Source organism: Nocardia sp. NPDC005366, from assembly GCF_040606855.1.
Taxonomy (GTDB): domain Bacteria; phylum Actinomycetota; class Actinomycetes; order Mycobacteriales; family Mycobacteriaceae; genus Nocardia.
Genome location: NZ_JBEXFQ010000047.1, coordinates 12,149 through 38,795, shown reverse-complemented (window position 1 = coordinate 38,795; position 26,647 = coordinate 12,149). Strand labels below are relative to the sequence as shown.

Genomic DNA, 26,647 nt, shown 5'->3' with positions numbered 1-26,647 from the left:
GCTCGACCTTCGAGGTCGAGCGCGCCGTTGTCTTTCCGCCTACACCGCCTTGCGCGCTGCCGGCTGTCCGGCGGCGAGGCCGGACGGCGCACCGGTATCCAGCGCAGCCGTGAACTCGCCGCTCGGTGGGGCGAGCGGCGATCGCCGCTCGCCCGACGGAGACGACCAGCGGTCGCACTCCCGCGACCGGCGCCGCCCCCCGGATGGCGCGCGACTCATCCGCGCACGTCGTCGACCCCGTCGCGCACGATGAACAGCGCGTCGACCGCGAGAAGACCGTCGGCGGTGACCAGCAGCGGATTGACGTCCAGCGACTCGAGCCAGTCGTGGCAGGCCGCGGCCAGGCGCCCGAACCCGACGAGGAGCTCGGTGAGCTGCGCCAGGTGCCAGGGCTCGGAACCCCGGTAGCCGTGCATGATCCGCAGGTCGCGGAACTCCTCGATGAGCGCTTCGGCGTCAGCGCTGGTCAGCGGCGCCGGTCGGCCACCGACGCGTTCGAGGACCTCGACGAGGATGCCGCCGATGCCGAGGACCACCATCGGCCCGAGCTCGCTGCCGCCCTCGACGCCGACGAGCAGCTCACCGCGCGCGGACGCCATCGGCTGCACGGCGACGGCCTCGGGCAGACCGTGGCGGGTCGCGAGCGCGCGCATATCGGCCACCGCGCGGTCGAGGTCCGCCCGTGCGACGTTCAGCGCTACCGCGCCGAGTTCGGTGCGGTGCGGCACATCGGCGAGTTTCACCGCGTACGGGCCGTCGAAGTCCGGTGTCGCCCGCTCGTCCGCGCCGACGACGCAGTGCGGCGCGGTGGGAATGCCGAACTGCGCCAACAGGTCCATGGCCTGCGTGAACGGCAGGAACCGGCGACCGTCGGAGGTGCGGGTGACCGGTCCGGACGGGCAAGGCATGGCCGCCACGGGTTCGGCCTGCGGCCGGGGCCTGGCGCGGTCACGGACGAAGGCCCCCATCGTCTGCAGTCCGCGCAGGGTTCCGCGTAGTCCGTGCCCGAGCGCCACACTGCCGTCCGTGCCGATAACTTCTTGTGCGTAGGAGCCGACCGGGCCCGCGCCCGCGGCGATCGCGACCGGCTTGCCGAACCGGCGCGCGGCGGAGGCGACATCGTCGATGAGGCGGCGGTAGACGGGGGAGTCGTCGCCCTCGCCCCACATGTTGACGAACACGACCGCGTCGAGGTCGGGCGAACCGACATAGCGGTCGACGATCTCGGTCCAGAAGCTCGCGCCGAATCCGGTGGTGTCCAGCGGGTTCGGGACCGTGATGCCGGGGATGGTCGAGGCGACCCAGTCGGCGAGGGCGTCCAGCGGCGGCAGAGTGAGCCCTTCGGCCTCGGCGATGTCGTAGGCCAGGGAGGCGAAGCCGCCGGTTCCGGCGACCACGCCGAGCCGCTCGACGGAGTTCCACTTCGCCGGGTCGAGCTGATCGACGACCGAGAGCCGGTCGACGAGTTCCTCGAGGTCGTGGGCGAGCTGGATGCCGGCGTGCCGGAAGGCGACGTCGTAGGCCCAGGAATTCCCGGCCAGCGCGCCCGTGTGGGAGGCCGCCATCTGCTGGGTCCGGCTGTTGCGCGCCAGTTTGACCGCGACGATCGGCTTACCCGCGTCGAGACAGCGCCGCGCCGCGCGGAAGAAGGCCGCGGGCCTGCGGATGCCTTCGACGATCAGGCCGACGGCGGTGGTGTCCGGGTCCTCGGCCAAGAAGTCCAGGTAGTCGGCGATGTCGGTGACGGCTTCGTTGCCCGCCGAGATCAGCCGTGAGATGCCAACTCCGGTCCGCCTGGCCGCGGTGATGGCGACGCCGCCGATCATGGCGCCGCTGTGCGAGACGATGGATACCCCGCCCGCGGGCGGGTGGTAGTTCGCCGACGCGGTCAGATTGAGGCTGCGGGAAACGCTGATGTAGCCCAGGCTGTTCGGGCCGACCACTGCCATCCCGCCGTGCTGTGCCGCAGCCGTCAGCCTGCGCTGCAACCCCTCGCCGTCCGCGCCGAGCTCGGAGAAGCCCGCGGCGTAGATGATCAGTCCGCCGCAGCCCAGCGGCGCGCACTCCTCGGCCAGCGCCACGGTCCGTTCGGCGGACATCACCGACAGCACGGCGTCGATCGGACCGGGAACCTCGGAGATCGAGGGGTAGGTCGAGGCGCCGAAGACGGTGGCCGCCGTGGGGTGGACGAAGTGCACCCGCGCGCCGCTGTCGAGGGTCGGCCGGATGAACGGCGCGACGGGGGACTTGTCGCTCAGTCCGACGATGGCGATCGTCGACGGGTTCAGCACACGGTCGAGGGCGGACCTCGGGTGCGCGTCGGATTCCTTCGTACGCGGGGAGCCGTCGTCCGCTAGGAGGGTCATGAGTTGTCCTTCTGGTCGATGGTCGGGCGTCCGGTCGAGCGCCTCTTGCGGTGTCGCGAGCTGGGGGATTCGGTGCAGCGCAGAGCAGGGGACTGTGCCGTGCCTGCGGAAGTGTGCTTGCGCTCGCGGTGCGATCCACCGGGCGCCGAGCTGCTGTTCGAGTGCGTCGAAATCTACCACCGTGAACAGCGATTATGGTCTGTTCTGTGGGCAAATTGGAAAAACTGCTGCAAAACGGGTTCAGAAGTTAGTGATAACTATGTAAGCTCGCTCACATGCCCCGGCGAAGAGGTTGCGCCGGGATTCGAAGACCCCCGGAGGACCCATGGCCAGGACCGACGCACTCGCACGCGCCGAGAAGATGTATCTCGAAGGCTTTCCCGACCCGGCGACGGCGACGATCGAGGATCTGCGCGAGGCGTACGACCAGCTGATGCTGCAGTTCGCCCTGCCCGAGAACATCGAGCCGGTGGAGGGTGAGGCAGGCGGCGTTCCCGTACTGTTCGTCACCGCGGAGGGCGCCACGCGAGACAAGGTGTTCGTGTGGTTCCACGGCGGCGGCTACTCGATGGGTAGCGCCCGCGGCTTCCAGGACCTCGGCCACACCCTCTCGCGTGCCGCCGGCGTGACCGTCGTGCTGCCCGATTACCGGCGCTCGCCGGAGCACAAGTTCCCCGCCGCGGTCGACGACGGCGCCGCTGTCCTGTCGGCTCTGGTGTCGCAGTACGGTGCGGGCAACACCGCCGTCGGCGGCGACTCCGCGGGCGGCGGCCTCGCCCTCGCCGCGCTCACCATCCTGCGCGACAGGGGCGAATCACTGCCCACCTCAGCGGTTTTCATCTCCCCACTGCTCGACCTCACCGCCAGTGGCGCCAGTGTGGACGAGTTCGACGGCAAGGACATCGCGGTCTCCCGGGGATCGATCCTCAATATCGGCGGGGCCTACCTGCAGGGACACGATCCGAAGGACCCGCTGGTCTCACCGCTGTTCGGCACGCTGGGTGACCTGCCGCCCGCGCTGTTCATGGTCGGGTCCGGCGAGGTGCTCCTGGACGACTCCCGCCGTGCGGCGGCCGCGATCACCGCCTCGGGCGGGTCGGCGACGGTGTCGGTCTACGACGACATGGTCCACGTGTGGCCGTTGTTCTCCGCGTTCCTGCCGGAAGGGATCGAGGCCGCCGACGAGGCCGGATCGTTCGTTCGCAAGAACCTCGGGCTCTGAACGTGGGCTCGTAGCCCTCACGAATCGAGCCACCGCGGGCGTCGCGTGCATCGCGACGCCCGCGGTCAGACCTCCACGCACGAAAGGAACCCAGAGATGTCCGACCAGCAGTCGACCGACATCACCGCACGATTCCGCGACGCGATGGCCACGGTGTGCACGCCGGTCGCGGTCGTGACCGCCATGGACGGCCAACGCCCGCACGGCACGACCGTGAGCGCCTTCGCTTCCCTGTCGATGTCACCGCCCTCCCTGCTGGTGTCACTGGACCAGGGCTCGGAGCTGTTGTGCCTGATCGTGGAATCGGGGATCTTCGGCATCAATGTCCTCGGCAGCGTGCAATCCGCGCTCGCCGCGCAGTTCGCGCGCAAGGGCAAGGACAAATTCGGCGATGTCGCCTGGCGGATCGACCACGGTGTGCCCCGCATCGCAGGCGTCCCGCACTGGGTGGCCGCCGAGGTGATGGACACCGCGACGGCTGCCGACCACACGATCGTGTTCGGCCGCGCACTCGCCGTGGAGAGCGAGATCGTGCCGCCGCTGACCTATCACGACCGGGTGTTCGGCACCCACGCCGCACTGTAGGCGCGGTCGACGCTTTCCGACGAAGGACGCATGGACATGACACACGTGGAGCACCCGGAAACCGAGGTCTGTCGCGGCGAGGCCCTGAACCGGGCGCGCACGTCGTTCGCCTCGGTGTTCGGCGACGGCAAGCTGTCGCTGGCGCAGTTGCGCGGCAACCTCGACGCGATGATGCTCGAACCCTCACTGGCCGAGGACGTCTCGGTGCAGGAAGCCCGCATCGAGGGAATCCCTGTGCTCCGCGTCTCCGCGGGGCCCGGCATCGGCGACGACGTGCTGGTGTGGTTGCACGGCGGCGGGTACGTGATGGGCAGCGCCCACGGGTATCGGCACGCCGCGGCGGCCCTGTCGCGCGCCATGGGCGCTCTGGTCATCGTGCCCGACTATCGGCTCGCCCCGGAGTTCCCGTTCCCCGCGGCGTTGGACGACGCGACCCGGGTGCTCGGCGCTGTCATCGCGGAGTTCGGCGCCGAGCACACCGTTCTCGGTGGTGACTCCGCCGGCGGCGGTCTGACTGTCGCCACCCTGATGGCGTCACGTGACAGCGGTCGCCCCTTGCCCGCGGCTGCGGCAGTCGTCTCGCCCCTCGCGGACTTCACGGTGTCCGGAGCCAGTGTCATGGTCAATCGCGACACCGACCCGGTCATCACCGAACGCGACCTCGGACTGCTGGCAGCCACCTATCTTCAGGGCCACGACCGACTCGACCCGCTCGCCTCCCCGGTCTTCGGCGACCTGGCCGGGCTGCCGCCGATCCTGCTGCTGGCCAGCGACAGCGAGATTCTGCTCGACGACGCCGTGCGTATCCACGAGGCGGTGCAGGCCGCGGGCGGGTCGAGCGCACTGTCCATACACCCCGAGACCTGTCACGCATGGACGCTGTTCACCGACTTCCTCCCGCAGGCGCGCGAAGGCGTCGCCGAAATCGCGGACTTCTTCGGAAAGGTTCTCCCATGAGTGTGAGCGTCACCGACGACGCCGCGGTGCGGCACATCCTCATCGATCGTCCCGACCGCATGAACGCGGTCGACAAGGACGCACTGCATCGACTCGCCGACGCGATCGAAAGCGCCGGCGCGGACCCCGACGTGCGGACGATCGTGCTGTCGGGGACAGGTCGAGCCTTCTGCGCCGGTGGCGACCTCGATGTCGAGGATCCGCTGTCGGTGGAGAACACCGCGAGCACCTCCGACGCCGCGACCCGCTGCATTTCGGCGATCGTCGGCGTGCCCCGCCCGGTCGTCGCCGCGGTGCGCGGCCCGGCCGTGGGGGTGGGCGTATCACTCGCGCTGGCAGCGGATTTCACCGTCGTCCGTTCGGACGCCTTTTTCTCCATGCCGTTCACCTCGATCGGTTTGATGCCAGACGGCGGCGCCACGGCATTGGTCACGGCCTCTGCCGGGCGCGCGGTCGCGATGCGGATGTCGCTGCTCGGCGAGCGTCTGAGCGCGACGGACGCGGCTCGTATGGGCTTGGTGGCGGCGGTGCACGAACCCGATGTCTTCGAAGCGGAACTGGCGAAGCTCACCGCGCGACTGAGCGGGATCTCCGCCGAATCGCTCGCCGAGACCAAACGCGCGGTCAACGACTCGAGCCTGACCGAACTCGGCGACGCCTTCGCACGCGAGCGCGCCGGCCAGATCCGGCTGACGACGACGGACAGCTTCCGCGACGCCATCGCGGCATTCACCGCAAAACGCACCCGGCCGGAGACCGAACAACGAAGTGGGAGTGACCATGTCGGTAGCTGAGATCAAGCCCATGTCCCCGATCGATGCGCGGCAGACCGGTCGCGCTCGCGTCGAGCAGGCCGCGGCCGATCTCGCCGCGGGCAGGTCGATCGTGCTGTTCGACCCCACCTGCGGGGAGGCGAGTCTGGTCGCCGCCGCCGAATTCGTCACCACCGATTCGGTGTCGTTCATGGTCCACTACACCTCCGGTTTCGTGAAAGTCGCTGTCCCGGAGGAGGACTGCGTCCGGCTGTTGCTTCCGCCGATGTGGCAGTTCGGCGGTTTCGACGCGAGTTCCGTTCCCGCCGTGACCGTGGACGCCGTGGAAGGCACCGGCACCGGCATCTCCGCGGCCGACCGCGCGCGGACGATCAGGACCATCGCCGACCCGCGTACCGTCCCGACCGCCCTGTCCAGGCCGGGACACGTCGCCCCGATCATCGCCAGGCGCGGCGGTAGCGGCGTGGCCGAATCGGTCGTGCGACTGATGCGCGTCGCCGGCCTGCGCCCGATGGCAGCCCTGTGCGAACTGGTCTCCCCGACGGATCCGACCAGGATGGCCGACGAGCAGGAGAGCACCGATTTCGCGCGCGATCACGCGCTGACCTTCGTCTCGGTATTCGATGCGGTGACCTTCACGCATTGATTCCCGGATCCCGAACCGCCGACCGCCGGATGCGGCCGGCGGCACTCGTCCGAGGAGTTTGCCTTGTCTTTCGTCGTGACCCAACCATGCTGTAACGACGCCGCCTGCGTGCAGGTGTGCCCCGTGAACTGCATCCGTCCGACCCCGGACGACCCGGACTTCCGCTCCACCGAGATGCTCTACATCGACCCGCAGACCTGCATCGACTGTGGCGCCTGCATGGAGGCATGCCCTGTCGATGCCATCCATCCCGAGGACGAACTGCCCGACGATCAGCTGCGCTATCGCGAGATCAACGCGGACTATTTCCGCCGTAATCCGCTCGACGCGGGAACGCCATCGGCTCCCCAGCCTCCGGTGAAGGTGCCCAGGCCCGGTGCGCCCCTGCGGGTCGCCGTGGTCGGCTCCGGACCCGCCGGTGTCTATGCCGCGGCCGAGCTGATGGCCCGGATGCCCAGCGGCGGAGTCGACATCGAGATGTTCGATCGGTTGCCCACGCCGTGGGGGCTGGTGCGCGCCGGGGTCGCCCCCGACCACCTCGGCACGAAGGCCATCACCGAGGCGTTCCGCCGGATCGCCGCCAAACCCGGATTCCGGTTCCACCTGAATGTCGAGATCGGCCGCCATCTCACCCACGACGAACTGCTCGCGCACCACCACGCCGTGATCTACGCCGTCGGCGCGCTCGAGGATCGCAAACTCGACATCCCCGGCGCGGACCTGCCCGGCAGCGTGGCCGCCACCGAGTTCGTCGCCTGGTACAACGGCCACCCCGACTACGCGAACCGCGCCTTCGACCTGACCGGTGAGCGCGCGGTGATCGTCGGCAACGGCAACGTCGCCCTCGACGTCGCCCGGCTGCTCGTCTCCGACCCGGACGCTCTCGTCCGCAGCGACATGGCCGAGCACGCACTGGAAGCGCTGCGGGAGAGCAATATTCGCGAGGTAGTCGTCCTCGGGCGTCGCGGCGTGGCCCAAGCCGCCTACACGACTCCCGAACTGCTGGCGCTCGGTCGCATTCCGGGAGTCGATGTGGTCGTCGACCCCCGTGAACTCGATCTTGGTGGTGTCGCGGGCGAGGACCCGTCCTTCTCGACCGAACTGAAGACACGGGTCGCCGTCGAATACGCCGACAGCACAACGACTCCGGGCAACAAGCGCATCGTCCTGCGGTACCTGGCTTCACCGGTCCGGTTGCTCGGCGCCGATCGTGTCGAAGGCGTGGAAATCGTCCGCAACGAACTGGTCCGCACCGAGCGCGGCACGCTCGAGGCCCGGCCCACCGGCACGACCGAGATCCTCGACGCCGACCTGGTCCTGCGCTCGATCGGCTACCGCGGCACGGCGGTGCCGGGTGTGCCCTTCGACGCGGACGCGGGCCGGATTCCCAACATCGACGGCCGGGTCCTCGATCCCGATACCGGCGCGGCCCTCGCCGGCGTCTACACGACCGGCTGGATCAAACGCGGCCCCTCCGGCGTGATCGGCACCAACAAACTGTGCGCCCAGAACACCGTCGCCGCACTGATCGACGACGCGCTCGCGGACCGCCTACCGCAGCCGGAGTCCGGCCGCGACCGGGACGCGCTGTCCGCCTTGATCGTCGAGCGCCGCCCCGATGTCGTGGACAGGAAGGGCTGGCTGGCCATCGACGCCGCCGAGCGCAAGGGTGGCCGCGACCACGGCCGTCCCCGCGTGAAGATCACCGACACCGCGGAGATGGTCGAGATCGCCGGAGCCGCGATGCACCCGGTGGGATAGGAGCCCGGCCGAGCAGTGCCGATGGCTCTCGGCACTCGCCCGTCCGTTCGTCGCGACGCAATCGGCGCCGCGATCTCGCAGGCCCGATGACAGGGCCTGAACGGCGATTTCGCCGTAGCGCGTGGCCCCGCCGTGGCCCCGCGCGACTCGATGTTGTCCGTTCGTCATCCAAAGCAAAGGAGCTTGTGATGTCTGTTCGTAAATCGTCGGTGGTGTGGACGGTATCGGGGGTCGTGCTGATAGTCGGCGCGGTGATCATCAGGTTCGCGGTGCTGCCCGCCATGACGAAACTGCCGGACGATCTCAGTCAGTCGCAGCGGTACGACGGCACGATCCAGGCACTGAACTCGCAGGCCTTCGCGGCAGGCGACTTCGCCGCCCTGCTGACTCCGCAGATGCCGATCACCGCCGACCGCAGCCTCACCGTCGACGCGGTCGACGGCGACACCGCCGTCGTGACCAGCAACTCCGTGGTCACCCTGCCGGATTCCTCGACCCAGGACGACGTGCACACCTATGCGGTCGACCGCGTCGACTACTCACCCGTCGAACTGACCGACGCACAGAAGGAGTCACTGGTCCCGGCCGACAGGCAGACCACCTTCGAGGCGCACAGCGGTCTCACCTTCAGCTGGCCGATGGACCCGGTGGCAGCGGACACCATGCTCTACGATCCGGTGACCCGCACCGCCCAGCAGGCGACCTTCGTCGACGAAAGCGAAGTGCAGGGCCGGAAGGTCTACAACTACCGCGTCGACGCAGCGGGCCCGATCGGCAACCCGGCGCTGCTCGCCGGCTTCCAGGGCTTCCCGACGCAACTGCCCAAGGCCATGATCGAGGGACTGCTGCAGGCCGGCGTCGTCCCGGAGAAGTCACGCGAGACCCTCACGGCCGCACTGCCTTCGCTGCCAAACCCGGTCACCATCGGATTCGGCAGCACCAATGAGGTCGCTGCCGCTGTCGACGCGGAGTTCGGCGCGCCGCTGAAGGTCGAGCAGACCCAGGGCATGTATGTCACCATCTCCGCCGACGGCCGCGACATTCCCACCCTGCCGCTGTCGATCGTGAGCATCCACACCGCCGAGAACGAGGTGGTCTCCAGCGCGGACACCTTCTCGAAGAACTCGACGATGCTGTCGATTCTCGGCCTGTGGCTGCCGGTGGCCATGGTGGTGATCGGCATCGCGCTCCTGGCGCTCGGCATCGTCCGGCGCCGGGCCGCCTGAGCTGGACGATGAAGCCGGTTCCGCCTTTCAGGAGGCGGAACCGGCGTGCTGATCGAGCTGATCGACAGCGGCGGTGGTGGCCTGCCGCAGCCGCGTGTGCACATAGCCGGAATTGCGGGAGGCGTTCGGTCGCCAGCGGAACACCGGCAGCACCGGGCAGTCCGGGGGCACGGTCGCGTCCCAGGTGCGCGGGCCGACGGGAAAGCGTTCGGGATCATTGAGAATGCTCAACGCCGTGCGGTATCCGATGACCAGCGTGGCGGCCGCATGCCGCGGCGAATGCCCTGGTCAGGCGAACTTCGTTGTTTTTCGCGAAAACTACCGGGACCCGGAGCCGTCGACCTCGCGGAGAAAAGCGTCGATGGCCGCCGCTACGGCATCGGGCGCTTCGAGGGACGGGAAATGGCTGCGGGCCCGCAGGCGCTGTACCCGGAACCACGGATGGGTGACGGCGTAGTCGCGCTGGGCGGCGAGGAAGTCCTCGTCGGCCGGTTGTGCGTACAGATGCAGCGTGGGGCAGCCGAGGGGTTCCAGGGCTGCCAGCGGGGTGTGGTGGGCCGCGAACTCGGCGGCGATCTCGCGCCCGGCACGAGCCCACATGGCGGCGTCGTAGCCGGCCATCACATCGACGTAGCCGAGGACGTCCGGGTTGTCGACACCCTCGGTCCACAGCGCGACCAGGCTGTCGCGGACCTGCTGCCATCGGTCCGGATCCCGCAAGCCCGCGAGGGCGTCGCCGAAGCCCGGCGGGGTGCCGAGCACCATCCAGTCCAGTAGGACGATCGCGGGGACGCGCTCGGGGCCGAGGCGGCGGCGCAGCTCGATCGCGACCCATCCGGCATGAGCGGCGGCGAGCGGTACTACGCGCGTGATCCCTGCTCGCTCGATCACGTCCACGGCGTCGGCGACGAGTTCCGCGGTGCCGAAATCACCTGCACCAGAGGGTGTTTCGCCATGTCCACGCCAGTCGATCGCGAGCGTGGTCCGGTGCCGTGCGGTGCGGGCGCGCAGGCCGTCGAACATGGTCCGGGGGCCGCACCAGCCCGGCAGCATGAGCAGGGCGGGTTCGCCGTGACCGGCTTTGTCGAAGGCGATGGACGGGTTCGCGGCGGCCGATGTCATCGGGTGCTCCTTGCGTCGAGCCGCGACGCTGCGTCGCGGACGAGGGTGACCAGTGTTTCTTCTGTCGCGCCGGCACTCGGACCGGCGTCGAGAAGCTGCTTCCACAGCGGGAAGTTGCACAGCACGAACAGCTCTGCGGCGGCGTCGTCGGGGAGCTCGCCGCCGGCGGCGGCGCGGACCAGCACACGTAGCGTGTCTTCGATCAGCCGTAACGCGGCATCGAGTTCTGGAACGAAATCGCGTTCCCGGTGCGCCGCGTGCAGCCAGCCGGCACCCGCCGCGTAACAGTGCACCGACACTCGCACCAGATGCTCGAACCGGTCGGCGGCGTCATCGTAGGTGGCGAACTGCGGGCTGGCTTCTGCGACCGTGGGCGGTTTGATCAGATCGAAGACAGTGCGCGCGCAGGCGGGCACCAGCTCGGCCAGCGCCGGGAAATGCCGGTACATGGTCGCGGTCGACACCCCGGCCTCTGCCGCGATCTCATCCCACCGGGTGGCCAGCACACCACGTTCGGCATGCAGCCGCATCGCGGCGACCACCAGTCGGTCGCGGGTGTCCTGGATCCGGTCGGCGCGAGCGCCCATCCGATAGCGGCGAGGAGACATCGACAACTTTCGTGAGAAGATTTATTGCACCAAATATACTCATCTAATTTGGGGGACGTCAACGGGACCGAGTGTGGCGACGCGACCAGGGGGCCCGGTAGTTTTCGCGGAAGAAACGACGAAGTTCGTCCGACTCGCCGAGATCGCACGCCTGGAACGCGACCTGCACGGACCCGGCGGCACCCAGGCCACCATGGCCGAGCTTCTGGGGCCACGGCTGGAAACCATCTGCGCACGATCGGCCATCCACGCCGCGGCCGTAGGCACGTGGGTGAATTCGGGGATCCCGTGACCGGCGGCGGTCCCCGGGAGGATCGGCGGGAGCTCGATGGTGTGGAGGGTGTCCGCGGGATCCGGGGCAGCTCTCTCCACTGCACGACCCGATCGACACAGGCACGACGCGTGGTGATCTGGAAGAGCTGGCACGGCAACTGCTGACCGGCTACCAATCCCAGCCCGGACTGGTCGCAATCCGGGTCGCGCTCGACGCCCGGGTATTTCCCGAGCTTTGCGACCCACTCACGCTGACCATCAGCGTCAGCCGCTTAGCGTGGATCGAGTTGATCCCGAACTGGGTCAACTCGTGGGGTATCGATGGTGACCCGTACTCACCTACTGCGCCACGCAGGCGTGTCGACAGTGAGACCGACCGCTGAGGTATTCGATGTGAGCCTGGGAACCTTTTCCGCCGCAGTGCTTTTGGTCGCCGGTCGGTGCAGCGGCATCTGGTTGCCTGGCGGCCCCGGCTGACGAATGACGCGAGTCTCGGCCAATCTCGTACCGCCGATCGTGTCGATTGTGCGGATCGCGATCGGGATGTGTCGACGGCACACCGACTGTCGCTATTTCTCGCTGTCCGGGTCGAGGAGTGTGCGTATCAACGGGGTGACGAGTCGAAGGATGTCCTCGACGTCGGCGTCCGCGAGGTCGGGCATTCGCAGGATGTAGCGCTGGCTGGCGATCCCCATGAGCATCGCGCCGGCGAGGACGGCGCGTAGGCGCGCGTCGGGGGCGTCGATGGCGGCGGCGAGCGGGTCGACCGATTGCGCGGTGATGTGGGTCCGCAGCAGTTCGGCGGCGTCCTCGATTGGCGAGAATCGTTGTCGTGCTTGCGATTCGTGCTGTCATCAGGGTATCTCAGCCTCCGTCGTTGTAGACGTAACTCCGTGAGCGAGCTCCAAGACCTCGTGACTACCTGTGTATGTCCAGTGGTCGTGGGAGATATCGATTCACGCTGTCGAGGGGGCCGAAATGCCTGTGTCACCGCGGGACTGGGGCGTGGGGTCCGCCGTAGGGGGTAGGGATGGACAACGGACCGACCGGGGCGGGGTCGGCGGTCTGTAGTGGATCGAGAACTGGGGGGTGTGGCACGGGGTCGTCGAGTGGGCGGGGCGCGTTGCGGGCCCCACGCGGCATCAGGGTGGTGTCGGGGTCGGTGCAGTCCGTGTGCAGGTAGGGCGGGGCGTAGTCGGGTACGGAGCCGGGGCGTCGTGGCACGGTGTAGTCGCAGGCGTAGCGGGGGTAGATGCTGGCGAGCGCCCAGACGCCGCCGTCGTGGAATGCCGAGGTCACCGCGTCGAGTGCTGAGCCGCTTCGCTGTTGGGGGAAGAAGAATTCCTCGAGTGCCGGTATCCGGGAGTAGGCGACCTGGGAGACGGTGACGAGGTTGCCCAGCAGCTGGACCATTGTCGGCGAGTTCTCGGCGAGGATGGCGTCGAGGGTGGACAGCATCGGCGGTGTCTGTGTGACGAGCTGTTCGAAGCCACCGGTCATCGAGGACGCACCACCGAGTGTGGCCGACAGGTTCGCCGAGGTGGACTGTAGTGCGTGCTGCCCGTCGTCGAGCGTGGCCAGGACGACTCTGCTGTTGTGGAGCAGGTTCACTGTTTGCGGGAGAGTCGCGTCCAGTGTCGAGATCAGGAAGCTGCCGCCGTCGATGATCGTTGCCAGTTTGTCAGGGCCGGTCTGACTGACGCCCAGTTCTCGGGAGATCGCCGCGACGCGGGCCGGATCGATTTGTGCGAGTGTGGCGCTGAGGCTTTCGAGCATGTCCGAGAGCGGGACGGGGGTGGAGGTGCGGTCGGCGGTGATGACAGCGTCATCGGTGAGGTAGGGGCCGTCGTTGGTGGTGGGAAGAAAGTCCAGATATTGCTCCCCGGCCGCGGACAGGGCGGCGGCGCGGACCTGACCGGAGGCGGGAATGCGGACATGTTCGTCGATGGCGGCGACGGCGACCACCTTGTCACCGGCGACTTCGACGGCCTCCACGCGTCCGACGCGGACTCCGCGCAGGGTGACATCCTGCCCGGGGAGCAGCCCGCCGGATCGATCCAGTTCGACGTGCACCCGATACGGGTCGTTGAGCGGATCGATACCGAGGGTGCCCAGCAGGAGGTACCCACTGGCGCTGCCCAGGATCGTGAGCAGGCCGAGCAGCGACACCGCGATTCGATGACGGTGGGCGCGGCCGACGACGCCTATGAGCACGCGAGCGGGTGCCTCCCAACGGCTTCGACGGATTTTCGTGGTCATCGTGGCGTGCCCTCCAGACGGTTGCCCAGTCGATCGAGCATGTGCTGTAGCGAGCCCACGAAGGCGGTCCAGTCCGTGACGTCGGGTAGCCTGCCGCCGGGGGTGCCTGGGAATCCGGGGTCGGGGATGGCGCCGACGGCGACTTGGGTGACGTCGACTTCGACGTGGCCGTTGGGGCCGCTGATCATCTTGATCACGATTCCCAGCATGGTGTTCAGTTCGTCGAGGTCGGCCTCGGGATTGATCGCCGCGGCGTTGAGGCCGGCGGCCAGTTGATTGATATTGGCCGCCATGCTGGTGTTGTTGGTGCCCTTGATGCTGGGAAACCGGGCCAGTTGTGCGGTGATCACATCGATGCGGTCCACGAGGGTGAGGAAGGAATCGGTGTTCTCGGCGAGGACCTCCATGGCGGGTCCGGCCGCGGCGACGGTGTCGGTGAGGGTGGCGCGCTGGGTGGCGACGGTCGCGCTGAGATCGGCCGCTGTACGCAGGACGTCGCCGATCTGCGCGGAACGCGCTGAGAGCGTTCCCAACAGCGCCCGGGTCTGGTCGAGTAGTCCGGCGAGCCGTTCGCCGCGGCCCCCGACGTGCTCGCCGAGCGCGGAGATGACCTCGGTGAGATAGTCGATGGTGCCGCCGCTGACCAGAAGTGATGCGCGAGTGAGCATTTCCTCGATCGTTGTCGCGGCCGAGGTCGACTCCAACGGAATCGCGCTGCCCTCGCCGAGCATCGTGGTGCCGGCCTCGGTGGCCAGGGGTGGTTTCATCGCGACGAACACATCGCCCATCGGCGTGGCCGATCGCAGTTCCGCCGATGTCCCTTCGGGCAGGCGCACGGTGGAGTTGATACGCATCGTCACCACGGCGGTGTAGTCGCGGGCGGACATGGCGTCGACCTGCCCGATGTCGGCGCCGTTGAGTTTGACCTTGGCTTTGGTCGGCAGGTTGAGGGCATTGTCGAATGTTGCCGTCAGGGTGTAGGTGTCTCCGTCCAACCCCGGGGCGGGCAAGGGCAGCCGATCGAGCCCGGCCGCGCATCCGGTGGCCGACAGTGCGAGCACGGTCGCGGTCGTGACGAGGTGGAACATATTCTTCGGTCGTGTCATCGGCTTTGCTTTTCCGCGAGTCCGGTCAGGATGGCGGTGAGACCGAAGTCCGGTCCCATGTCCCGCATGGTGCCGGTGGCACAGCCGAGATTGTTCAGCCGCAACAGATTACAGATCTCCTTGACCATCTGGCCGTCGAGCAGAAGTCTGTTGACGTCGACCGCGGCGCGTAGTGCGCCGACGTTGTGGTCGATGGCGTTGTAGGCGTTATCGGTGACCAGCGGGAATACGTCCAGGAAATCGGCGAGGTTGTAGTCGTAGTCGGCCAGGGAGGTTGCCAGGGTGTCGGCGTTGCCGGTGAGGCCGGAGATGGTGCCCCGGTGTCGTTGGAGTAGGTCGGTCACCTGCGTGATGATCCGGTTGAGCGCGGCACCGGTTGTGCCCGTTCCGAACTGCTGTTCGGCCAGGAAATCGCTGAGTTGCGCTACGGCGGAACCGAATTCGCGCAGCGTCTGATCGTTGCGCGCGGCGGTGTCGGTCAAGGAATCGAGGTTGGTGACGACGGTGGTGACCGCGTCGCGGGTGGCGGCGCCGTTGTCCTGGCCGAGTTGCAGTGCGCGCGACAGTTCACCGAACGCGGCCCGTAGGTCGTTGCCGTTGCCGCTGGTCGCCGCCGCGCCCAGGTTCATCAGATCGGCGACCGGGCCCGCGCCGTGGCCGTCACCGCCCAGGGAGGTGGACAGCTTCTGCGTCATAGACAGCAGGGCGTCGAACTCGACCGGAGTCTTCGTGCGGGTGGTGTCGAGCACCGCGCCGTCGGGCAGGGTGGGACCACTTCGGTAGACCGGGGTGAGTTCGATATGGCGGTCGGTGAGTATCGAGTCCGAGACCGTGACCGCCTGTACGTCGGCGGGAAGCCGGATTCCGTTGTCGATGTCCATCTCGACTTCGACGTCGGTGCCGTGGGCATCGATGCGGACGATCCGACCGACGCGCATCCCTAGGGCGGAGACCGAGTTGCCTTCGTAGAGGCCGTTGGCGTTGGTGAATCGGGCTGTGATCGTGGTGGTGTCGGCGCCGGGACCGGACGAGCATCCGGTCAGGCAGGCGGCGCTCAGCGCGAGCACGGCCAGTTTGAGGGTGGACAGGGTGAGGCTCATCGGCAGTCCTGGAGGTAGGGGGCTCGGCCGGCCGCGATGGCGGTGGCACTCAACGCGCACATCCACGAGTCGACGAAGGCTCCGTCGGGGGCGTTGGCGTTGAGCTCTGCTCCGGTGCCGGTGGCGTTGGCGAACAGTCGCCAGGGGACCGGGAGGATCTGCAGGATGTTGCGTAGCAGGTCGTCGTGGTCGGCGATCATCGCGGTCATGTCGTGCAGGTCGGTCAGCAATTGCTCGATTTCGGCGTGTTCGCCGACCGCGATCGGTTCCAGGCGCCGCACCAGGGTGGTGGTCGCGTCGAGTAGTCGGCGTAGCGCGTCCTGGCGGGCATTGATCTGCTGCAGCACGGTGCGGCCCTGGCCGATCACGGCGGCCAGATCGGCTTGCTGCTCACCGATGACGGTGCTGACCTGGGCGGTGCTGGTGAGCAGCGCGCCGATTTGGTCTCGGCGCTGCGCGATGACGGTCGAGAGCGATCGGACATCGCGCAGGATGCCGGGGATCAGCGACGGCACGCCGTCGAGCCCGCGTGAGAGCGCGGCCATCGATCGGGCGATCTGGTCTGCGTCGAGTTGATCGAAGGTGGTGGTGGCGTCTTGTAGTGCGGTTTCGAGGTCGTAGGGAACAGTGGTGTGGGACAACGGGATCCGGCTGTCGGCTAGTTCGCCGACGCCGGTGGAGCGCAGTTCGACGTAGCGGGATCCGAGCAGCGTGGTCAGTTTGATCGCGGCCTCGGTGTCCGCGCCAAGTATGACGTCGTCGTTGTCGATCTTCATGGTCACCTCGACGTGGTCACCGGCCAGTCGGGTGCTGGTCACCGTCCCCACGGGGATACCGGCCCAGGTCACCGCGTCGCCCGCGCCGAGCCCGGCGGCCTGCGCGAAATCGGCGCGACAGGTCCGTGAACCCAGGTGCAGCGAGTTGATCCCGACCATGGCGACCAGCACCAGTATCACTACGCCGACGGCGGTGATCCCGAGGCGCAGCGACTTGTCCGTGTCGGTGGTGTCGACGCGGTCGGTACCCGTCCGCGGTCGCCTGCGGGTGAGGGCGCGCAGTTGTTTCATCATGGTTCTACCTGCAGATCGCGGAGTTCTGGGGACGGCCGGTGGGGGAGGAGCCTGCCAGGATCCGGGAGATCACCGGATCGATTCCTGGGACGATGCTGAAGCCGATGTCGCAGACGTAGGCGTTGACGTATGCGCCACTGTCGGTGGCCCGGACCATGGATTCCAGCAGCAGGGGAAGGTTGAAGCCGAGATAGGCGAAACGTTCTCGGCCGTCGACGAAGTGGTGTGCGAAGCCGGGTTCGCGGCGCACGAACTCACTCAGTGCTGGGCTGGCACCCTCGACGACAGTGGCGGCATCGGACAGGACGACGGCGATCCGGCTGGTCTGCTCGATCAGGGTGTCGCGGCGAGCTTCGAGTCCGTCGAAGATCTTGCGGGTCTGGGCGATTGTCGTCTGCATACCCGCGCTCTGGCCGGCGAGGGTGGTCATGACGACCGAGAGGTTGTCGATGAGCGTGCCGAGGATTCGGTCGGGGCCGGCGAAGGATTGCGCCAGCGTCGCGGTCTGGGCGATCAGGGCCGCGACCGCGCCGTCGTCGCCTTGCAGGGCGCGGATCAGCGCGGACGTCAGATTGTCGACATCACGCGGGTCGAGCGTGCTGAACAACGGCTGGAATCCGTTGAGCAGCCCGGAAAGATCGAAAGAGGGTTGGGTATGTTCGAGGGGGATCTGTGCGCCGGGCGGCAGCGGAGCCGGGGCGCCGAAGTCGGACAGGCTCAGTCCGAGGTAGCGTTGCCCGATCAGATTCTGATAGGTGACCGAGGCGAGTGTGTTGCCGTACACGGTTTGATCCCGGCGCAGCCGGAAGGTGACCTCGGCCTGTGGCCCGTGGACCGCGATGACGTCGACGCGGCCCACTTGTACGCCGGCGACCCGGACGTCGTCGCCGACGCGTAGTCCGGAGACGTCGGTGAAAATCGCGGAATACGTGTGGGTGTCGCCGGTGACGTCACGTTGCAGGGTGACGTGGACCATCCACGTCAACAGTGCGGCGACGAGCAGGAATGCGGTCAGGCCGACGAGCTCACGACTGCGTTTCATCGCGGTTCTCCCGTCGCCGGTGATGAGGGGCTCGTCGACGTGGTATCGGGTACGCCGGCGGTACGGGGGTCGGCAGGCGAGTGCTCGGACAGTCCGAACAGCTCTGCGAGACCGACGGATTCGGGTGGCAGGCCCAGGCGCTCGGCGAGACGCTGCCGTTGCTCGGTGGTGCCGACCGGGCCGTCGAGCGCGCCGATGACGGGCGGACCCGCGGCGGGGCCGTTCTCGCAACTCGCTCCGGCCAGCTCGCCGTAGCGGGGGCAGTCGGTGCGGGTGTACTGCTTGTGCGGGGTGAGCTCGACGATGACCTTGGCGGTGCCGCTCTGATTGTCGGTGTTCCAGAAATCGTGCGCGAACACCCGTGCGACCCGAGTCTGTGAAGTGGTCATCTGAACGAAGTTGGGGCTTCCCGCGGCGAGAACCCGCAGAACCGGCCCCATCCTGCTGTTGAGGTCGATGAGGGTGTCGGTGCGATTGGTCATCGCTGTGCCGACGGTTTCGGTGGTGGCGTCGGCGCCGGTCAGCAATTGCGTCAATCGGAGTCGCTGCTCGGCCACGCTGCGCATGGGCCCGACCGCGTCGTGCAGCGCGGCCAGCAGGTCGGGTGCGGACTGCTGCAAACCGTGCACCGCTTCCGACAGTCCTGTGAGCAAGGAGAACTCGTCGGCGGAGGTCGCTTCCGCGTTGTAGGCGTGCACGATTCGCTCGAGTTGACCCGCGGCCGTCAGTGCATCCTGGCCGCGGCCGCGGGTTGCTCGCTCGAGGGTTTCGAAGATCCCCACTGTGGGGTCCGAGCCGGGACGTCCGACAGCGGCGACGATTCGACTCAACGCGGTCAGCGACGTTTGTAGCTGCACACTGGCGCGGCTGTGATCCTCCGGGATCGACGCGCCGTCGGACAACGCGGCACCGGGACCGTTGTCGATGAGTTGTACCGAGGGAACAGCGAATACGTTGCTCGGGACGACCCGCGCGGTCACGGTCGATGGAATCCCGGCAGCGTGGTCGGGCAGCAGGTCGATGCGCACCGTGTTGGGTCCGCCACCGGCCGCGGGCACCACCTCCCGCACACTGCCGACCAGGACACCGCGGTATTTGACGTCGGATCTCGTGGGAAGGCCGTCGCCGACATCGACCAGCATCGCCGTGACCTCCACAGTCTCGGCGAACGCACCCTCGGATCTCGCGATCATCGCCCCGGCGGTGGTGATGAGTGCAGCCAGGACGGCCAGGCCGCGCACGAACAGACCCGCATTGCTCAGATGCCTGTCGTCGGATTCGAACACTATCGACATCGCTTCACCCGCTTATCCTCGAGCCGGCGTCGAATCCCCACAGCGCCAATGTCATCAACAGGTTCACCGAGATCATCACGGTGATGCTCGCGCGCATCGCGCGACCGGCGGCGATACCGACCCCTTGCGGGCCTCCGCGCGCGTAGTAGCCGTAGTAGCACTGGATCGTGGTCGTGACTATGACGAAGACGATCGCCTTCAGGAGGGAGTAGACGATGTCGGTACCGCTGAACACCAGGTCGAAGTAGTGGTCGTAGGTGCCGAACGATTGACCGCCGACGAATCCGACGAACAGCTTCACGGCCAGGTAGTCCGCGGCCAGTCCGGCCAGGAACAGGGGAATCACCGCCACCACGGAGGCGATCAACCGCGTCGACACCAGGAAGGGAACCGGGCGGATCGCGATGGAATCGAGGGCATCGATCTCCTCGGAGATCCGCATCGCACCCAGCTGTGCGGTGAATCGGCAGCCCGCCTGCGCCGCGAACGCGATCGAGGCCATGATCGGAGCCAGCTCGCGAGTCGCGGCGGTAGCGGCGATCATCCCGGTGGCAGGCTGCATGCCGAGTAGCTTCAACGCGTTGAACCCCTCGATACCGACGATGCCCCCGGCAGCGGCTCCCAGGATGATCATCACCCCCGCCGTTCCGCCGCCGACGATGAGTGAGCCGTTGCCCCAGGTCACATCGGACAGGATCCGCATCGATTCCTGTCTGTAGTTCCGCAGAGCGATCGGGATCGCGGTCACGGCGCGCACGAAGAAGGTGAACATGTGCCCCAGCCGGATGATGCCGTACCACGGTGGGCGTGCCACCGCGATCACGGCCCGCACTCCCGGCGGGCGATAGGCGGTGGCCATTACAGGGTCGTCCTCGGGAACAGCATGGTGTAGATCTGGGTGAAGCCGAGATTGACCACCATCAGCACGACGATGGAGGCCACGACGGCAGCATTGACCGAGTTCGCGACGCCCCCCGGTCCACCACGGGTGTTCAGGCCCTTCTCACACGCGATGACGACGACGATCACACCGAACACGGCGGCCTTGGCCATCGCGAGGTACAGGTCTCCAGCGGTCGCGAAGGAGGAGAATGTCGCCATGTAACTGCCCGGTGTTCCGTCCTGAACATAGACATTGAACAGATAGCCGGCGAGGAATCCGACAAAACAGCTGACGCTGGTGAGCGCCATGGCGATGACGATGCCCGCGGCCAGTCGTGGCACCACGAGCCTGCGCAGCACCGAGACTCCCATGACTTCCATGGCGTCGATCTCGTCGCGGATCTTGCGGGAACCGAGATCGGCGCACAATGCCGAACCCACTGCCGCCGCAAGCAGAATGGCGGTGACAAGCGGTGCGGACTGACGAATCACCGCCAGTCCGCTTGCCGCCCCGGCCAAGGCGGTGGCGCCGACCTGACCGGCCAGCAGACCGAACTGGATCGAGAGTGTCGCGCTGATGGGCACTGCCACCGCCACCGTCGGTAACAGTGAAGTCTTGACCATGAACACCGCTTGAGTGACGAACTCGTCGAAGGGAAAACGACGCCCGGCGATGTCGGTGAACAGATAACGGAAAGCATGTCGGCCGAGCGCTACCTGCCGTCCGACTGTCTGCAACGACGCGATCGGGTGTCGCCGTGCGTAACCTCTTGACCAGTCCTTGATCTCAGCGACCGCGGTGGTCGTGGCCGGATGGGTATTCGGGGTCTCATCGAGTGTCACTATGAGCCTCCCTTTTTCGGTATCGACGTGATCGGTGTCGACGGGGGTGCCCGCCGGGATCGCCCCACCGATATACGTTCCGATGGGGTTGATCCTCGGCTCGAACACCGCTCGTCGTTACCGTGGTTTGGGTGCGGCGAGTTCTCGCAGGGAGGACAGGAACAGTTCGTCCATGCGTGGGCTCAGTTCGCTCAGGGTCGAGGCACTGGCATGGCTAGCGGAGCCGAAGACACCGTCGAGCGCATCGGTGGTGGTGGTTGCGCCGATGGAAAGGCACAGGCACGCGACACCGTCGCCACGAAGTTCTTCGAGGGCTTTGTGGGTGTCGGCTTCGGCGTAGCGGCCTTCGTATCCATCGTCGTAGGGGCAGCCGTCGGAGAGGACCACCAGCAGCCGGTTCTGTGTTCCCGCTTCGTTTTTGAGGATTTCTCCCGCACCGCGGATGCCGGCGCCCAGGCGCGTGTAGTTCGAGGGTTGGAGCTGATTGAGCCGCGCGCGCCCGACCGCGCCGAAACGTTGATCGAACGTTTTGATCGCGGGCAGATGGACAGCGTGTCGGCCCTGTGAACGGAACGCGTAGACCGCGACACGGTCACCGAGCTCTTCGAGGGTCAGCGCAAGTGTGGCCGCCGCCCGTCGCTGATGGTCGTGGACCGCCAAACCTTCCAGATCGGTGTCCGTGGCCGATCCCGAGGCGTCGATCAGGATGAGGATGCCGAGATTGCGTTCGAGTTTGCGGTGTTCCAGGTAGATGTTCTCCGGTGGTGAATATCCCGAACGCAGATCGACGACCAGGTCGATGAGCGCCTCGATATCGAGCTCGTCACCGTCAGGACGGCGACGCGACACTTTCGGGCCGAGACCGATGCGGGACAGGCGCCGCCGCAGGACGTCGTCGGGCGGAATTCCGGCGGCGGAGATGTCGGCGGCGACGGTCAACGGGAAGTCGATGACTCGGCACCAGTCGGGTCGGTAGCGGTTGTTGTGGGTATCCCATTCGGGATGCAGGGCTCCGCCTATCCCGAGCGCTGTGCCGGGCTTGCCGTCGTCGGTGAATTGGATACGGGTGGGCAGTGGCTGGGCGTTGGCTCCTATCCGCGGCACTCGTCGCACGGCGCGGACCTGCATCTCCGCACCCGCGGCACCGTCACCGGGGGAACGGGAGTTGCCGAACAGCTTGCGTAGTTGGTCCGACAGCGCCTTGGAGTTGAACAGCGGATTCTCGAACAGTTTGAGGATCTTGCTTCCCCCGGCCTGCTCTCCATCTCCGCCGTCTTCGTCTTCGTCGTCGGACTCGGGTAGATCGATGGGATCGAATTCCAAGCGCAGCTCTTTGTCGGTGGCCCGCCCGCCCGGCCCGTTCGTTGGTCCCAACAGGCGGGAGGGCTTGATGACACCGAACCACGCGGGTGGATCGGTGACAGGCTCACGGCCGACGGCCACTTCCAGTGACTGCTTGGCATTCGAGGTGCTCGGAGGTTGGTCGAGGTCGGCCGCGGCCGCGAGGGGAATCCGCCCGGCCAGCTCGGCGAGCACTCGCCGACCCTCCAGCGCCAGGTACCTGCGCGCTGTCGCCGGACGTGCCCGAAGGGTTTTCACCAGGTGCTGATCCAGACTCCCCGCCCCGAGCAGGGCGGTCTGGACCAACATCTCGCGGCGCTGCTCGGCGAGCGAGCGGCCCGCCGAGACGAAAACGATCTGACCGTCGGTATGAGCGGCCTGGTCTGCCGGTGCCTCCGCGATGCCGACGGATCGGCCCGCGATGAAGGTGCCCAGCAGTCGGAACCGCTCGGGGCTGTTCGGATCGGAATCGCTCATGCTCGTGGCAGGACCGCGTCGACGAGCTCACCGAGGGCGCGCACCACATCCGGATCGTCGGACAGAGCCTGGACGACGGCCGACTGGACGGCACTGCGCAGGCTCAGTCCTTCCGCGACCAGACCACCGGCCAGGATCAGCAGTCGGGTGGAGGCCACTTCGCGCAGCGGCGACCCGTCCAGAGTGCGAATGGCACGCCCGACCTCGACCAGTGCGCTCGCGGTCTCGGGTGTGATCCCGGCTTCGTAGGCGACCACTTCGGTCTCGATATCGACAGGGGGGAAGTCCAGTTCGATGGCGACGAAACGCTGACGGGTCGACTCCTTGAGACTCTTCAAGACGCTCTGGTAGCCAGGGTTGTAGGAGATCACCAACTGGAAGCCCGGCGCTGCTCGCACTGTCGTGCCGAGCCTGTCGATCGGTAGCTCACGGCGGTGATCGGCGAGCGGATGGATGACCACCGTGGTGTCCTGGCGGGCTTCCACCACCTCGTCGAGATAGAAGATGGCACCCTCGCGCACAGCCCGGGTCAACGGCCCGTCCGACCAGACTGTCTCCCCGCCCACGAGCAGGAACCGTCCGACCAGATCGGCCGAAGTCATATCCTCGTGGCCCGCGGCGGTGATCAGTTCACGGCCCAGTTCGTGGGCCATCGTTTCCACGAAGCGGGTTTTGCCGCATCCGGTCGGCCCTTTCAGCAGGACAGGGGATCCGCGTCGAGCCGCCGCTCGGAAGACCTCCACCTCGTCACCGACCGCCCGGTAGAACGGCGCTTCCAGTTCGGCGAGTACCTCATCGGCTTGACTGATCGACATCTCAATTTCCTCGCTCGTAAGGGACGACTTCCGGCAATTTCTCGCCCTCGGGGAGCACGAGCCGGCCTTCCGGATTGATGTAGCCGGTGTTACCGCCAGGGATCGGGAGAACAGGGTCCGGGCACAGACGCCCTGTCCCCTCACCGCAGATGCCCATATCGAAGTACGAACGCTTCTGGATGTCCTCGGGCCACGGGTCGGCGTTCATCGCGAACCACTGCGCGGGCAGGTTGTAGCAGACGAAGAAGAACATGCTGCAAGCCGCGAAGATCGCCAGGAAACGTGTCGCTTGCTGCTTGGCGAACCCGCCTTGGACCTTTTCGAGCCCGCGCTCGACGAATGTGCGGCCGCGATCGTCGGTGAAGTAGCGCAGGGCGCACAGACCCGCCTGGACACCTCCCCACATGAGCCCTTCATAGATCGGCCATTGGTAATAGGTGCCTGCATTGATCGACAGCGACTGGATGGCGCCGGGATAGGTGAACAGCCCCATCGGCATGAGGAACAAACCCTCGATGACGAGATCGAAGAAGAACGTCCACACGATCAAGACGCCGATCAAGCCGAAGTTGCTGATATTGGGCCACTTCTTCTTGGCCTGGCGCATGATCCAGCATCCGAGAATGGTGCACAGCAGAACTCCGTAGGAGTAGCCGGCGGCGTTCATCAGCAGCGGTTCGGCCATCATCTGGCCCGGTTCCGCGTACGACCGCCAACCCGGAATCTCGGCGACCCACGAGCCGCGGTTGAACATCCACGTGTTGTAGGTGCTCCAGGTGTTGAAGTAGTTCAGCAGCGGATCCTGGAAGAACAGCAGTCCGCAGGCCACGAGCAGCATGCCGTCGAGGGTGATGCGCCGTTCGCGCCGCCACGGCCGAATGATGAAGTAGTAGACGCCGATCGGCCACCCGATCAAGATCACGGTCGTCCACACGATGAGGATGGTCTTCATCCACGTCGGCGGATCACTGGGACCGGTGGGAACCCGCTCGAAGTGAGGTCCGATAGCCCACCGAATCCATATATATACCTGGAACGCGAGGATCAGCGCTCCGATGATCGCCCATACCGTGACCGGCTTGCTCGTGGACTGAACCTTGGTGCCCAGCGAGGCTGCCTCGCCGAGTGGCTCGGTGACCGTCGAGGTCTTCTTTCTCTCCCATGGTCCGCTCATCGCGTTCCCTCCCGCTGAGTCGTTGTAGTCCGACGCACAGTGATCCGGTGGGGACTCGGATGTGGATCGGTGGTGACTGCGACAACGTCGGTGTCGCGGCACTTGTCTGTCGTTGCTGGGGCAGCCATCGCTGGGCCCTCCTTCAGTATCTGTGCAGGAGAAAATATACCCACAAGAATCTCAGTATCGGAAGGGTTTCTCAGATTCGTGGCATACTCGCTGCATGGCTGAGCGTTGGACCAGGGAGCGACGACTCGAGCGCACCCGTGGACTTCTGCTGGATGCCGCGCAGGAGGTGTTCGCCGAAAAGGGCTTCACGGCGGCGACCCTCGACGACATCGCACATGCCGCGGGCTACACGAAAGGCGCCATCTACAAGCACTTCACGACCAAGGAAGAACTCTTCCTGGCGGTGAACGACTGGTACTGGCAGCGCTACTTCGACACGTTCACCGAAGTGCTCTCGGCGGCGTCGAAAGTGGAAGCACGCGAACTCGACCAAGTCGCCCGTCTGTGGCGCCAACTCAGTGCCGATCGCGGCGCCGACCATGCCGCGCTGGGGTTGGAATTCACCCTTTATCTGCTACGCAACCCCGAGGCGCGGGAACGGGTCGCGGCGAAACGGGAAGAGGTCGTCGAAGCACTGGCGCGGTTCATCATCGAGGGCCTCGACCGAATCGGCGCGACCCTGCTGATCCCCCCGATGACGTTCGCGCGCATACTCGTCCACACCACCGACTCCGTCGTGCTGGGAACCCAACTCGACAATGTCGACCTCTACCGGCCAACCCTGGAAATGTACATGTCGGCAATCAAACTGCCCTGACACGAGTGCGCTCTGTGCGGCGTGATCGCCGCAGGGCGGTTCGACAGGGTGCAAACGATTCCGCGCCCTCACCGTGGCGCGGTGGGCTGAAGTCCGCACGCGCGCCTTCGAGTGCGGTAGCGGGGTGTTGGCGTTGCCGCCGATGTGTTGCTGTGTGGCCGACTCGGCGCCGGGACGGGTCGGCGTCGCTACTGTGCTGTCGGCTGGCGGCGTTCCCCTTCGACCTCGCGCAGAAAGGACTCGATGAGCGCGATCGCCTCGTCGTGGGCGGTGTCGACATCGAAGGCTTCTTCTATGCGCAGGAAGCGCGAGACGCTCGACATGAGCAGGACCAGGGCGCCGGGGGTGTAGGTGTCGGCGGGTGGGCCGTAGTCGGCGAGAATTTTGGTGACGGCGTCGAGTTGGAGGGTGCGGAAGCGTCGGGAGGAATTGGCGATCTCGGTGCGGATGGCCTTGCGATGGTTGGCCAGCGCGACGAATTCCATGGTCAGTGCGGTGTGTGATTGGTCGTGGATGGCTTCCCACAGTGCCCACAACGGTTGGGGTGAGGCGAGTGCTTCGAGCTGGCGTTGGTAGCTGCGTTCGGCTCCGCGGCGGAACAACTCGATGAACAGATTGTCCATATTGCCGAAATAGTAGTGGTACAGGGCGGAATTGGTTTCCGCGCGCGCGGCGAGGCGGCGTGTGCTGACCGAGGCATAGCCCTCTTCGCGCATGATCTGCTCGGCGGCGTCGAGTAGCGCGGTGCGCGTCGGTGAATCCTCGTCGGAGCCGCGGGCTGTCTTCATGATGGGTGGCCTCCCAGAGTTGTGAGGCACGAAGCCTGTGGTGTCGTCGCGATCGCGTAATTCGTGGTCGCCCTTGTAGAAGGTAACGCG

26 protein-coding genes are annotated in these 26,647 nt (G+C 66.8%); 9 read left to right on the top strand and 17 right to left on the bottom strand.

Features of this window, described 5'->3' with window-relative positions; translation table 11 throughout:
• Nucleotides 1-215: 215 nt before the first annotated feature.
• Nucleotides 216-2,366, bottom strand: coding sequence for an acetate--CoA ligase family protein (locus tag ABZS43_RS33255; protein ID WP_355039963.1), 2,151 nt, complete (start codon nucleotides 2,364-2,366; stop codon nucleotides 216-218).
• A gap of 325 nt (nucleotides 2,367-2,691) precedes the next feature.
• Between ABZS43_RS33255 and ABZS43_RS33250 the strand changes: the two genes are divergently transcribed.
• The 7 genes from ABZS43_RS33250 (at nucleotide 2,692) to ABZS43_RS33220 (ending at nucleotide 9,536) form a co-directional block, all read left to right on the top strand.
• Nucleotides 2,692-3,588 (top strand): alpha/beta hydrolase, encoded by an 897-nt coding sequence (locus ABZS43_RS33250; protein ID WP_355039962.1) that lies wholly within the window; start codon nucleotides 2,692-2,694, stop codon nucleotides 3,586-3,588.
• Between the two features lie 96 nt (nucleotides 3,589-3,684).
• Nucleotides 3,685-4,173 (top strand): flavin reductase family protein, encoded by a 489-nt coding sequence (locus ABZS43_RS33245; RefSeq protein ID WP_355039961.1) that lies wholly within the window; start codon nucleotides 3,685-3,687, stop codon nucleotides 4,171-4,173.
• Between the two features lie 30 nt (nucleotides 4,174-4,203).
• Nucleotides 4,204-5,130: an alpha/beta hydrolase gene (locus ABZS43_RS33240; RefSeq protein ID WP_355039960.1), complete on the top strand. Its 927-nt coding sequence runs from the start codon at nucleotides 4,204-4,206 to the stop codon at nucleotides 5,128-5,130.
• Nucleotides 5,127-5,924, top strand: coding sequence for an enoyl-CoA hydratase-related protein (locus tag ABZS43_RS33235; RefSeq protein ID WP_355039959.1), 798 nt, complete (start codon nucleotides 5,127-5,129; stop codon nucleotides 5,922-5,924). The genes ABZS43_RS33240 and ABZS43_RS33235 overlap by 4 nt, the downstream gene beginning before the upstream one ends.
• Complete coding sequence (locus ABZS43_RS33230) at nucleotides 5,911-6,549, top strand: 3,4-dihydroxy-2-butanone-4-phosphate synthase (RefSeq protein WP_355039958.1); 639 nt, start codon at nucleotides 5,911-5,913, stop codon at nucleotides 6,547-6,549. The genes ABZS43_RS33235 and ABZS43_RS33230 overlap by 14 nt, the downstream gene beginning before the upstream one ends.
• 63 nt (nucleotides 6,550-6,612) lie before the next feature.
• Nucleotides 6,613-8,310, top strand: coding sequence for an FAD-dependent oxidoreductase (locus ABZS43_RS33225; RefSeq protein WP_355039957.1), 1,698 nt, complete (start codon nucleotides 6,613-6,615; stop codon nucleotides 8,308-8,310).
• Between the two features lie 188 nt (nucleotides 8,311-8,498).
• A complete protein-coding gene (locus tag ABZS43_RS33220; RefSeq protein ID WP_355039956.1) occupies nucleotides 8,499-9,536 on the top strand; it encodes a porin PorA family protein in 1,038 nt (345 codons plus the stop codon).
• 27 nt (nucleotides 9,537-9,563) lie between these two features.
• Here ABZS43_RS33220 and ABZS43_RS33215 read toward each other — a convergent pair whose 3' ends face one another.
• From ABZS43_RS33215 to ABZS43_RS33205, 3 genes are all read right to left on the bottom strand, one after another.
• The gene (locus ABZS43_RS33215) at nucleotides 9,564-9,767 is read right to left on the bottom strand and encodes a hypothetical protein (RefSeq protein ID WP_355039955.1); all 204 of its coding nucleotides are present in this window, start codon (nucleotides 9,765-9,767) and stop codon (nucleotides 9,564-9,566) included.
• Nucleotides 9,768-9,854: 87 nt separating this feature from the next.
• Nucleotides 9,855-10,658, bottom strand: a complete 804-nt coding sequence (locus tag ABZS43_RS33210; protein WP_355039954.1) for an alpha/beta hydrolase — start codon at nucleotides 10,656-10,658, stop codon at nucleotides 9,855-9,857.
• Nucleotides 10,655-11,266, bottom strand: a complete 612-nt coding sequence (locus tag ABZS43_RS33205) for a TetR/AcrR family transcriptional regulator (RefSeq protein WP_355039953.1) — start codon at nucleotides 11,264-11,266, stop codon at nucleotides 10,655-10,657. Before ABZS43_RS33205 ends, ABZS43_RS33210 begins: the two co-directional genes overlap by 4 nt.
• 73 nt (nucleotides 11,267-11,339) lie before the next feature.
• Between ABZS43_RS33205 and ABZS43_RS33200 the strand changes: the two genes are divergently transcribed.
• The gene (locus ABZS43_RS33200; RefSeq protein WP_355039952.1) at nucleotides 11,340-11,558 is read left to right on the top strand and encodes a hypothetical protein; all 219 of its coding nucleotides are present in this window, start codon (nucleotides 11,340-11,342) and stop codon (nucleotides 11,556-11,558) included.
• A 550-nt stretch (nucleotides 11,559-12,108) separates the two neighbouring features.
• Here ABZS43_RS33200 and ABZS43_RS33195 read toward each other — a convergent pair.
• From ABZS43_RS33195 to ABZS43_RS33140, 12 genes are all read right to left on the bottom strand, one after another.
• Nucleotides 12,109-12,354: a hypothetical protein gene (locus tag ABZS43_RS33195; protein ID WP_355039967.1), complete on the bottom strand. Its 246-nt coding sequence runs from the start codon at nucleotides 12,352-12,354 to the stop codon at nucleotides 12,109-12,111.
• A 172-nt stretch (nucleotides 12,355-12,526) separates the two neighbouring features.
• A complete protein-coding gene (locus ABZS43_RS33190) occupies nucleotides 12,527-13,798 on the bottom strand; it encodes an MlaD family protein (RefSeq protein ID WP_355039951.1) in 1,272 nt (423 codons plus the stop codon).
• The gene (locus ABZS43_RS33185) at nucleotides 13,795-14,904 is read right to left on the bottom strand and encodes an MlaD family protein (protein WP_355039950.1); all 1,110 of its coding nucleotides are present in this window, start codon (nucleotides 14,902-14,904) and stop codon (nucleotides 13,795-13,797) included. Before ABZS43_RS33185 ends, ABZS43_RS33190 begins: the two co-directional genes overlap by 4 nt.
• Nucleotides 14,901-16,004, bottom strand: coding sequence for an MlaD family protein (locus ABZS43_RS33180; protein WP_355039949.1), 1,104 nt, complete (start codon nucleotides 16,002-16,004; stop codon nucleotides 14,901-14,903). The genes ABZS43_RS33185 and ABZS43_RS33180 overlap by 4 nt, the downstream gene beginning before the upstream one ends.
• Nucleotides 16,001-17,074 (bottom strand): MCE family protein, encoded by a 1,074-nt coding sequence (locus ABZS43_RS33175; protein WP_355039948.1) that lies wholly within the window; start codon nucleotides 17,072-17,074, stop codon nucleotides 16,001-16,003. The genes ABZS43_RS33180 and ABZS43_RS33175 overlap by 4 nt, the downstream gene beginning before the upstream one ends.
• 4 nt (nucleotides 17,075-17,078) lie before the next feature.
• The gene (locus tag ABZS43_RS33170; RefSeq protein WP_355039947.1) at nucleotides 17,079-18,116 is read right to left on the bottom strand and encodes an MlaD family protein; all 1,038 of its coding nucleotides are present in this window, start codon (nucleotides 18,114-18,116) and stop codon (nucleotides 17,079-17,081) included.
• Nucleotides 18,113-19,411 (bottom strand): MCE family protein, encoded by a 1,299-nt coding sequence (locus tag ABZS43_RS33165; RefSeq protein WP_355039946.1) that lies wholly within the window; start codon nucleotides 19,409-19,411, stop codon nucleotides 18,113-18,115. Before ABZS43_RS33165 ends, ABZS43_RS33170 begins: the two co-directional genes overlap by 4 nt.
• A gap of 4 nt (nucleotides 19,412-19,415) precedes the next feature.
• Nucleotides 19,416-20,270: an ABC transporter permease gene (locus ABZS43_RS33160; protein WP_355039945.1), complete on the bottom strand. Its 855-nt coding sequence runs from the start codon at nucleotides 20,268-20,270 to the stop codon at nucleotides 19,416-19,418.
• The gene (locus ABZS43_RS33155) at nucleotides 20,270-21,136 is read right to left on the bottom strand and encodes an ABC transporter permease (RefSeq protein ID WP_355039966.1); all 867 of its coding nucleotides are present in this window, start codon (nucleotides 21,134-21,136) and stop codon (nucleotides 20,270-20,272) included. The genes ABZS43_RS33160 and ABZS43_RS33155 overlap by 1 nt, the downstream gene beginning before the upstream one ends.
• 117 nt (nucleotides 21,137-21,253) lie before the next feature.
• A complete protein-coding gene (locus ABZS43_RS33150; RefSeq protein WP_355039944.1) occupies nucleotides 21,254-22,954 on the bottom strand; it encodes a VWA domain-containing protein in 1,701 nt (566 codons plus the stop codon).
• Nucleotides 22,951-23,769 carry a CbbQ/NirQ/NorQ/GpvN family protein gene (locus ABZS43_RS33145; RefSeq protein WP_355039943.1) on the bottom strand — a complete coding sequence of 273 codons (819 nt, stop codon included), beginning with the start codon at nucleotides 23,767-23,769 and terminating at the stop codon, nucleotides 22,951-22,953. The genes ABZS43_RS33150 and ABZS43_RS33145 overlap by 4 nt, the downstream gene beginning before the upstream one ends.
• A gap of 1 nt (nucleotide 23,770) precedes the next feature.
• The gene (locus ABZS43_RS33140) at nucleotides 23,771-24,943 is read right to left on the bottom strand and encodes a spirocyclase AveC family protein (RefSeq protein ID WP_355039942.1); all 1,173 of its coding nucleotides are present in this window, start codon (nucleotides 24,941-24,943) and stop codon (nucleotides 23,771-23,773) included.
• A 223-nt stretch (nucleotides 24,944-25,166) separates the two neighbouring features.
• On the opposite strand from ABZS43_RS33140, the gene ABZS43_RS33135 reads away from it, so the two are divergent.
• The gene (locus tag ABZS43_RS33135; protein WP_355039941.1) at nucleotides 25,167-25,769 is read left to right on the top strand and encodes a helix-turn-helix domain-containing protein; all 603 of its coding nucleotides are present in this window, start codon (nucleotides 25,167-25,169) and stop codon (nucleotides 25,767-25,769) included.
• Between the two features lie 188 nt (nucleotides 25,770-25,957).
• On the opposite strand, the gene ABZS43_RS33130 is transcribed toward ABZS43_RS33135, so the two are convergent.
• Nucleotides 25,958-26,557, bottom strand: coding sequence for a TetR/AcrR family transcriptional regulator (locus ABZS43_RS33130; RefSeq protein ID WP_355039940.1), 600 nt, complete (start codon nucleotides 26,555-26,557; stop codon nucleotides 25,958-25,960).
• Nucleotides 26,558-26,647: the final 90 nt, after the last annotated feature.

Bases quoted from the DNA above. Each gene is read 5' to 3' on its own strand.
- ABZS43_RS33185 (WP_355039950.1), bottom strand. From the start codon at position 14,904: ATGACACGACCGAAGAATATGTTCCACCTCGTCACGACCGCGACCGTG.
- ABZS43_RS33180 (WP_355039949.1), bottom strand. From the start codon at position 16,004: ATGAGCCTCACCCTGTCCACCCTCAAACTGGCCGTGCTCGCGCTGAGC.
- ABZS43_RS33220 (WP_355039956.1), top strand. From the start codon at position 8,499: ATGTCTGTTCGTAAATCGTCGGTGGTGTGGACGGTATCGGGGGTCGTG.
- ABZS43_RS33240 (WP_355039960.1), top strand. From the start codon at position 4,204: ATGGACATGACACACGTGGAGCACCCGGAAACCGAGGTCTGTCGCGGC.
- ABZS43_RS33135 (WP_355039941.1), top strand. From the start codon at position 25,167: ATGGCTGAGCGTTGGACCAGGGAGCGACGACTCGAGCGCACCCGTGGA.
- ABZS43_RS33210 (WP_355039954.1), bottom strand. From the start codon at position 10,658: ATGACATCGGCCGCCGCGAACCCGTCCATCGCCTTCGACAAAGCCGGT.
- ABZS43_RS33170 (WP_355039947.1), bottom strand. From the start codon at position 18,116: ATGAAACGCAGTCGTGAGCTCGTCGGCCTGACCGCATTCCTGCTCGTC.
- ABZS43_RS33255 (WP_355039963.1), bottom strand. From the start codon at position 2,366: ATGACCCTCCTAGCGGACGACGGCTCCCCGCGTACGAAGGAATCCGAC.
- ABZS43_RS33145 (WP_355039943.1), bottom strand. From the start codon at position 23,769: ATGTCGATCAGTCAAGCCGATGAGGTACTCGCCGAACTGGAAGCGCCG.
- ABZS43_RS33230 (WP_355039958.1), top strand. From the start codon at position 5,911: ATGTCGGTAGCTGAGATCAAGCCCATGTCCCCGATCGATGCGCGGCAG.
- ABZS43_RS33190 (WP_355039951.1), bottom strand. From the start codon at position 13,798: ATGACCACGAAAATCCGTCGAAGCCGTTGGGAGGCACCCGCTCGCGTG.
- ABZS43_RS33165 (WP_355039946.1), bottom strand. From the start codon at position 19,411: ATGTCGATAGTGTTCGAATCCGACGACAGGCATCTGAGCAATGCGGGT.
- ABZS43_RS33130 (WP_355039940.1), bottom strand. From the start codon at position 26,557: ATGAAGACAGCCCGCGGCTCCGACGAGGATTCACCGACGCGCACCGCG.
- ABZS43_RS33205 (WP_355039953.1), bottom strand. From the start codon at position 11,266: ATGTCTCCTCGCCGCTATCGGATGGGCGCTCGCGCCGACCGGATCCAG.
- ABZS43_RS33175 (WP_355039948.1), bottom strand. From the start codon at position 17,074: ATGATGAAACAACTGCGCGCCCTCACCCGCAGGCGACCGCGGACGGGT.
- ABZS43_RS33140 (WP_355039942.1), bottom strand. From the start codon at position 24,943: ATGAGCGGACCATGGGAGAGAAAGAAGACCTCGACGGTCACCGAGCCA.
- ABZS43_RS33250 (WP_355039962.1), top strand. From the start codon at position 2,692: ATGGCCAGGACCGACGCACTCGCACGCGCCGAGAAGATGTATCTCGAA.
- ABZS43_RS33150 (WP_355039944.1), bottom strand. From the start codon at position 22,954: ATGAGCGATTCCGATCCGAACAGCCCCGAGCGGTTCCGACTGCTGGGC.
- ABZS43_RS33245 (WP_355039961.1), top strand. From the start codon at position 3,685: ATGTCCGACCAGCAGTCGACCGACATCACCGCACGATTCCGCGACGCG.
- ABZS43_RS33160 (WP_355039945.1), bottom strand. From the start codon at position 20,270: ATGGCCACCGCCTATCGCCCGCCGGGAGTGCGGGCCGTGATCGCGGTG.
- ABZS43_RS33235 (WP_355039959.1), top strand. From the start codon at position 5,127: ATGAGTGTGAGCGTCACCGACGACGCCGCGGTGCGGCACATCCTCATC.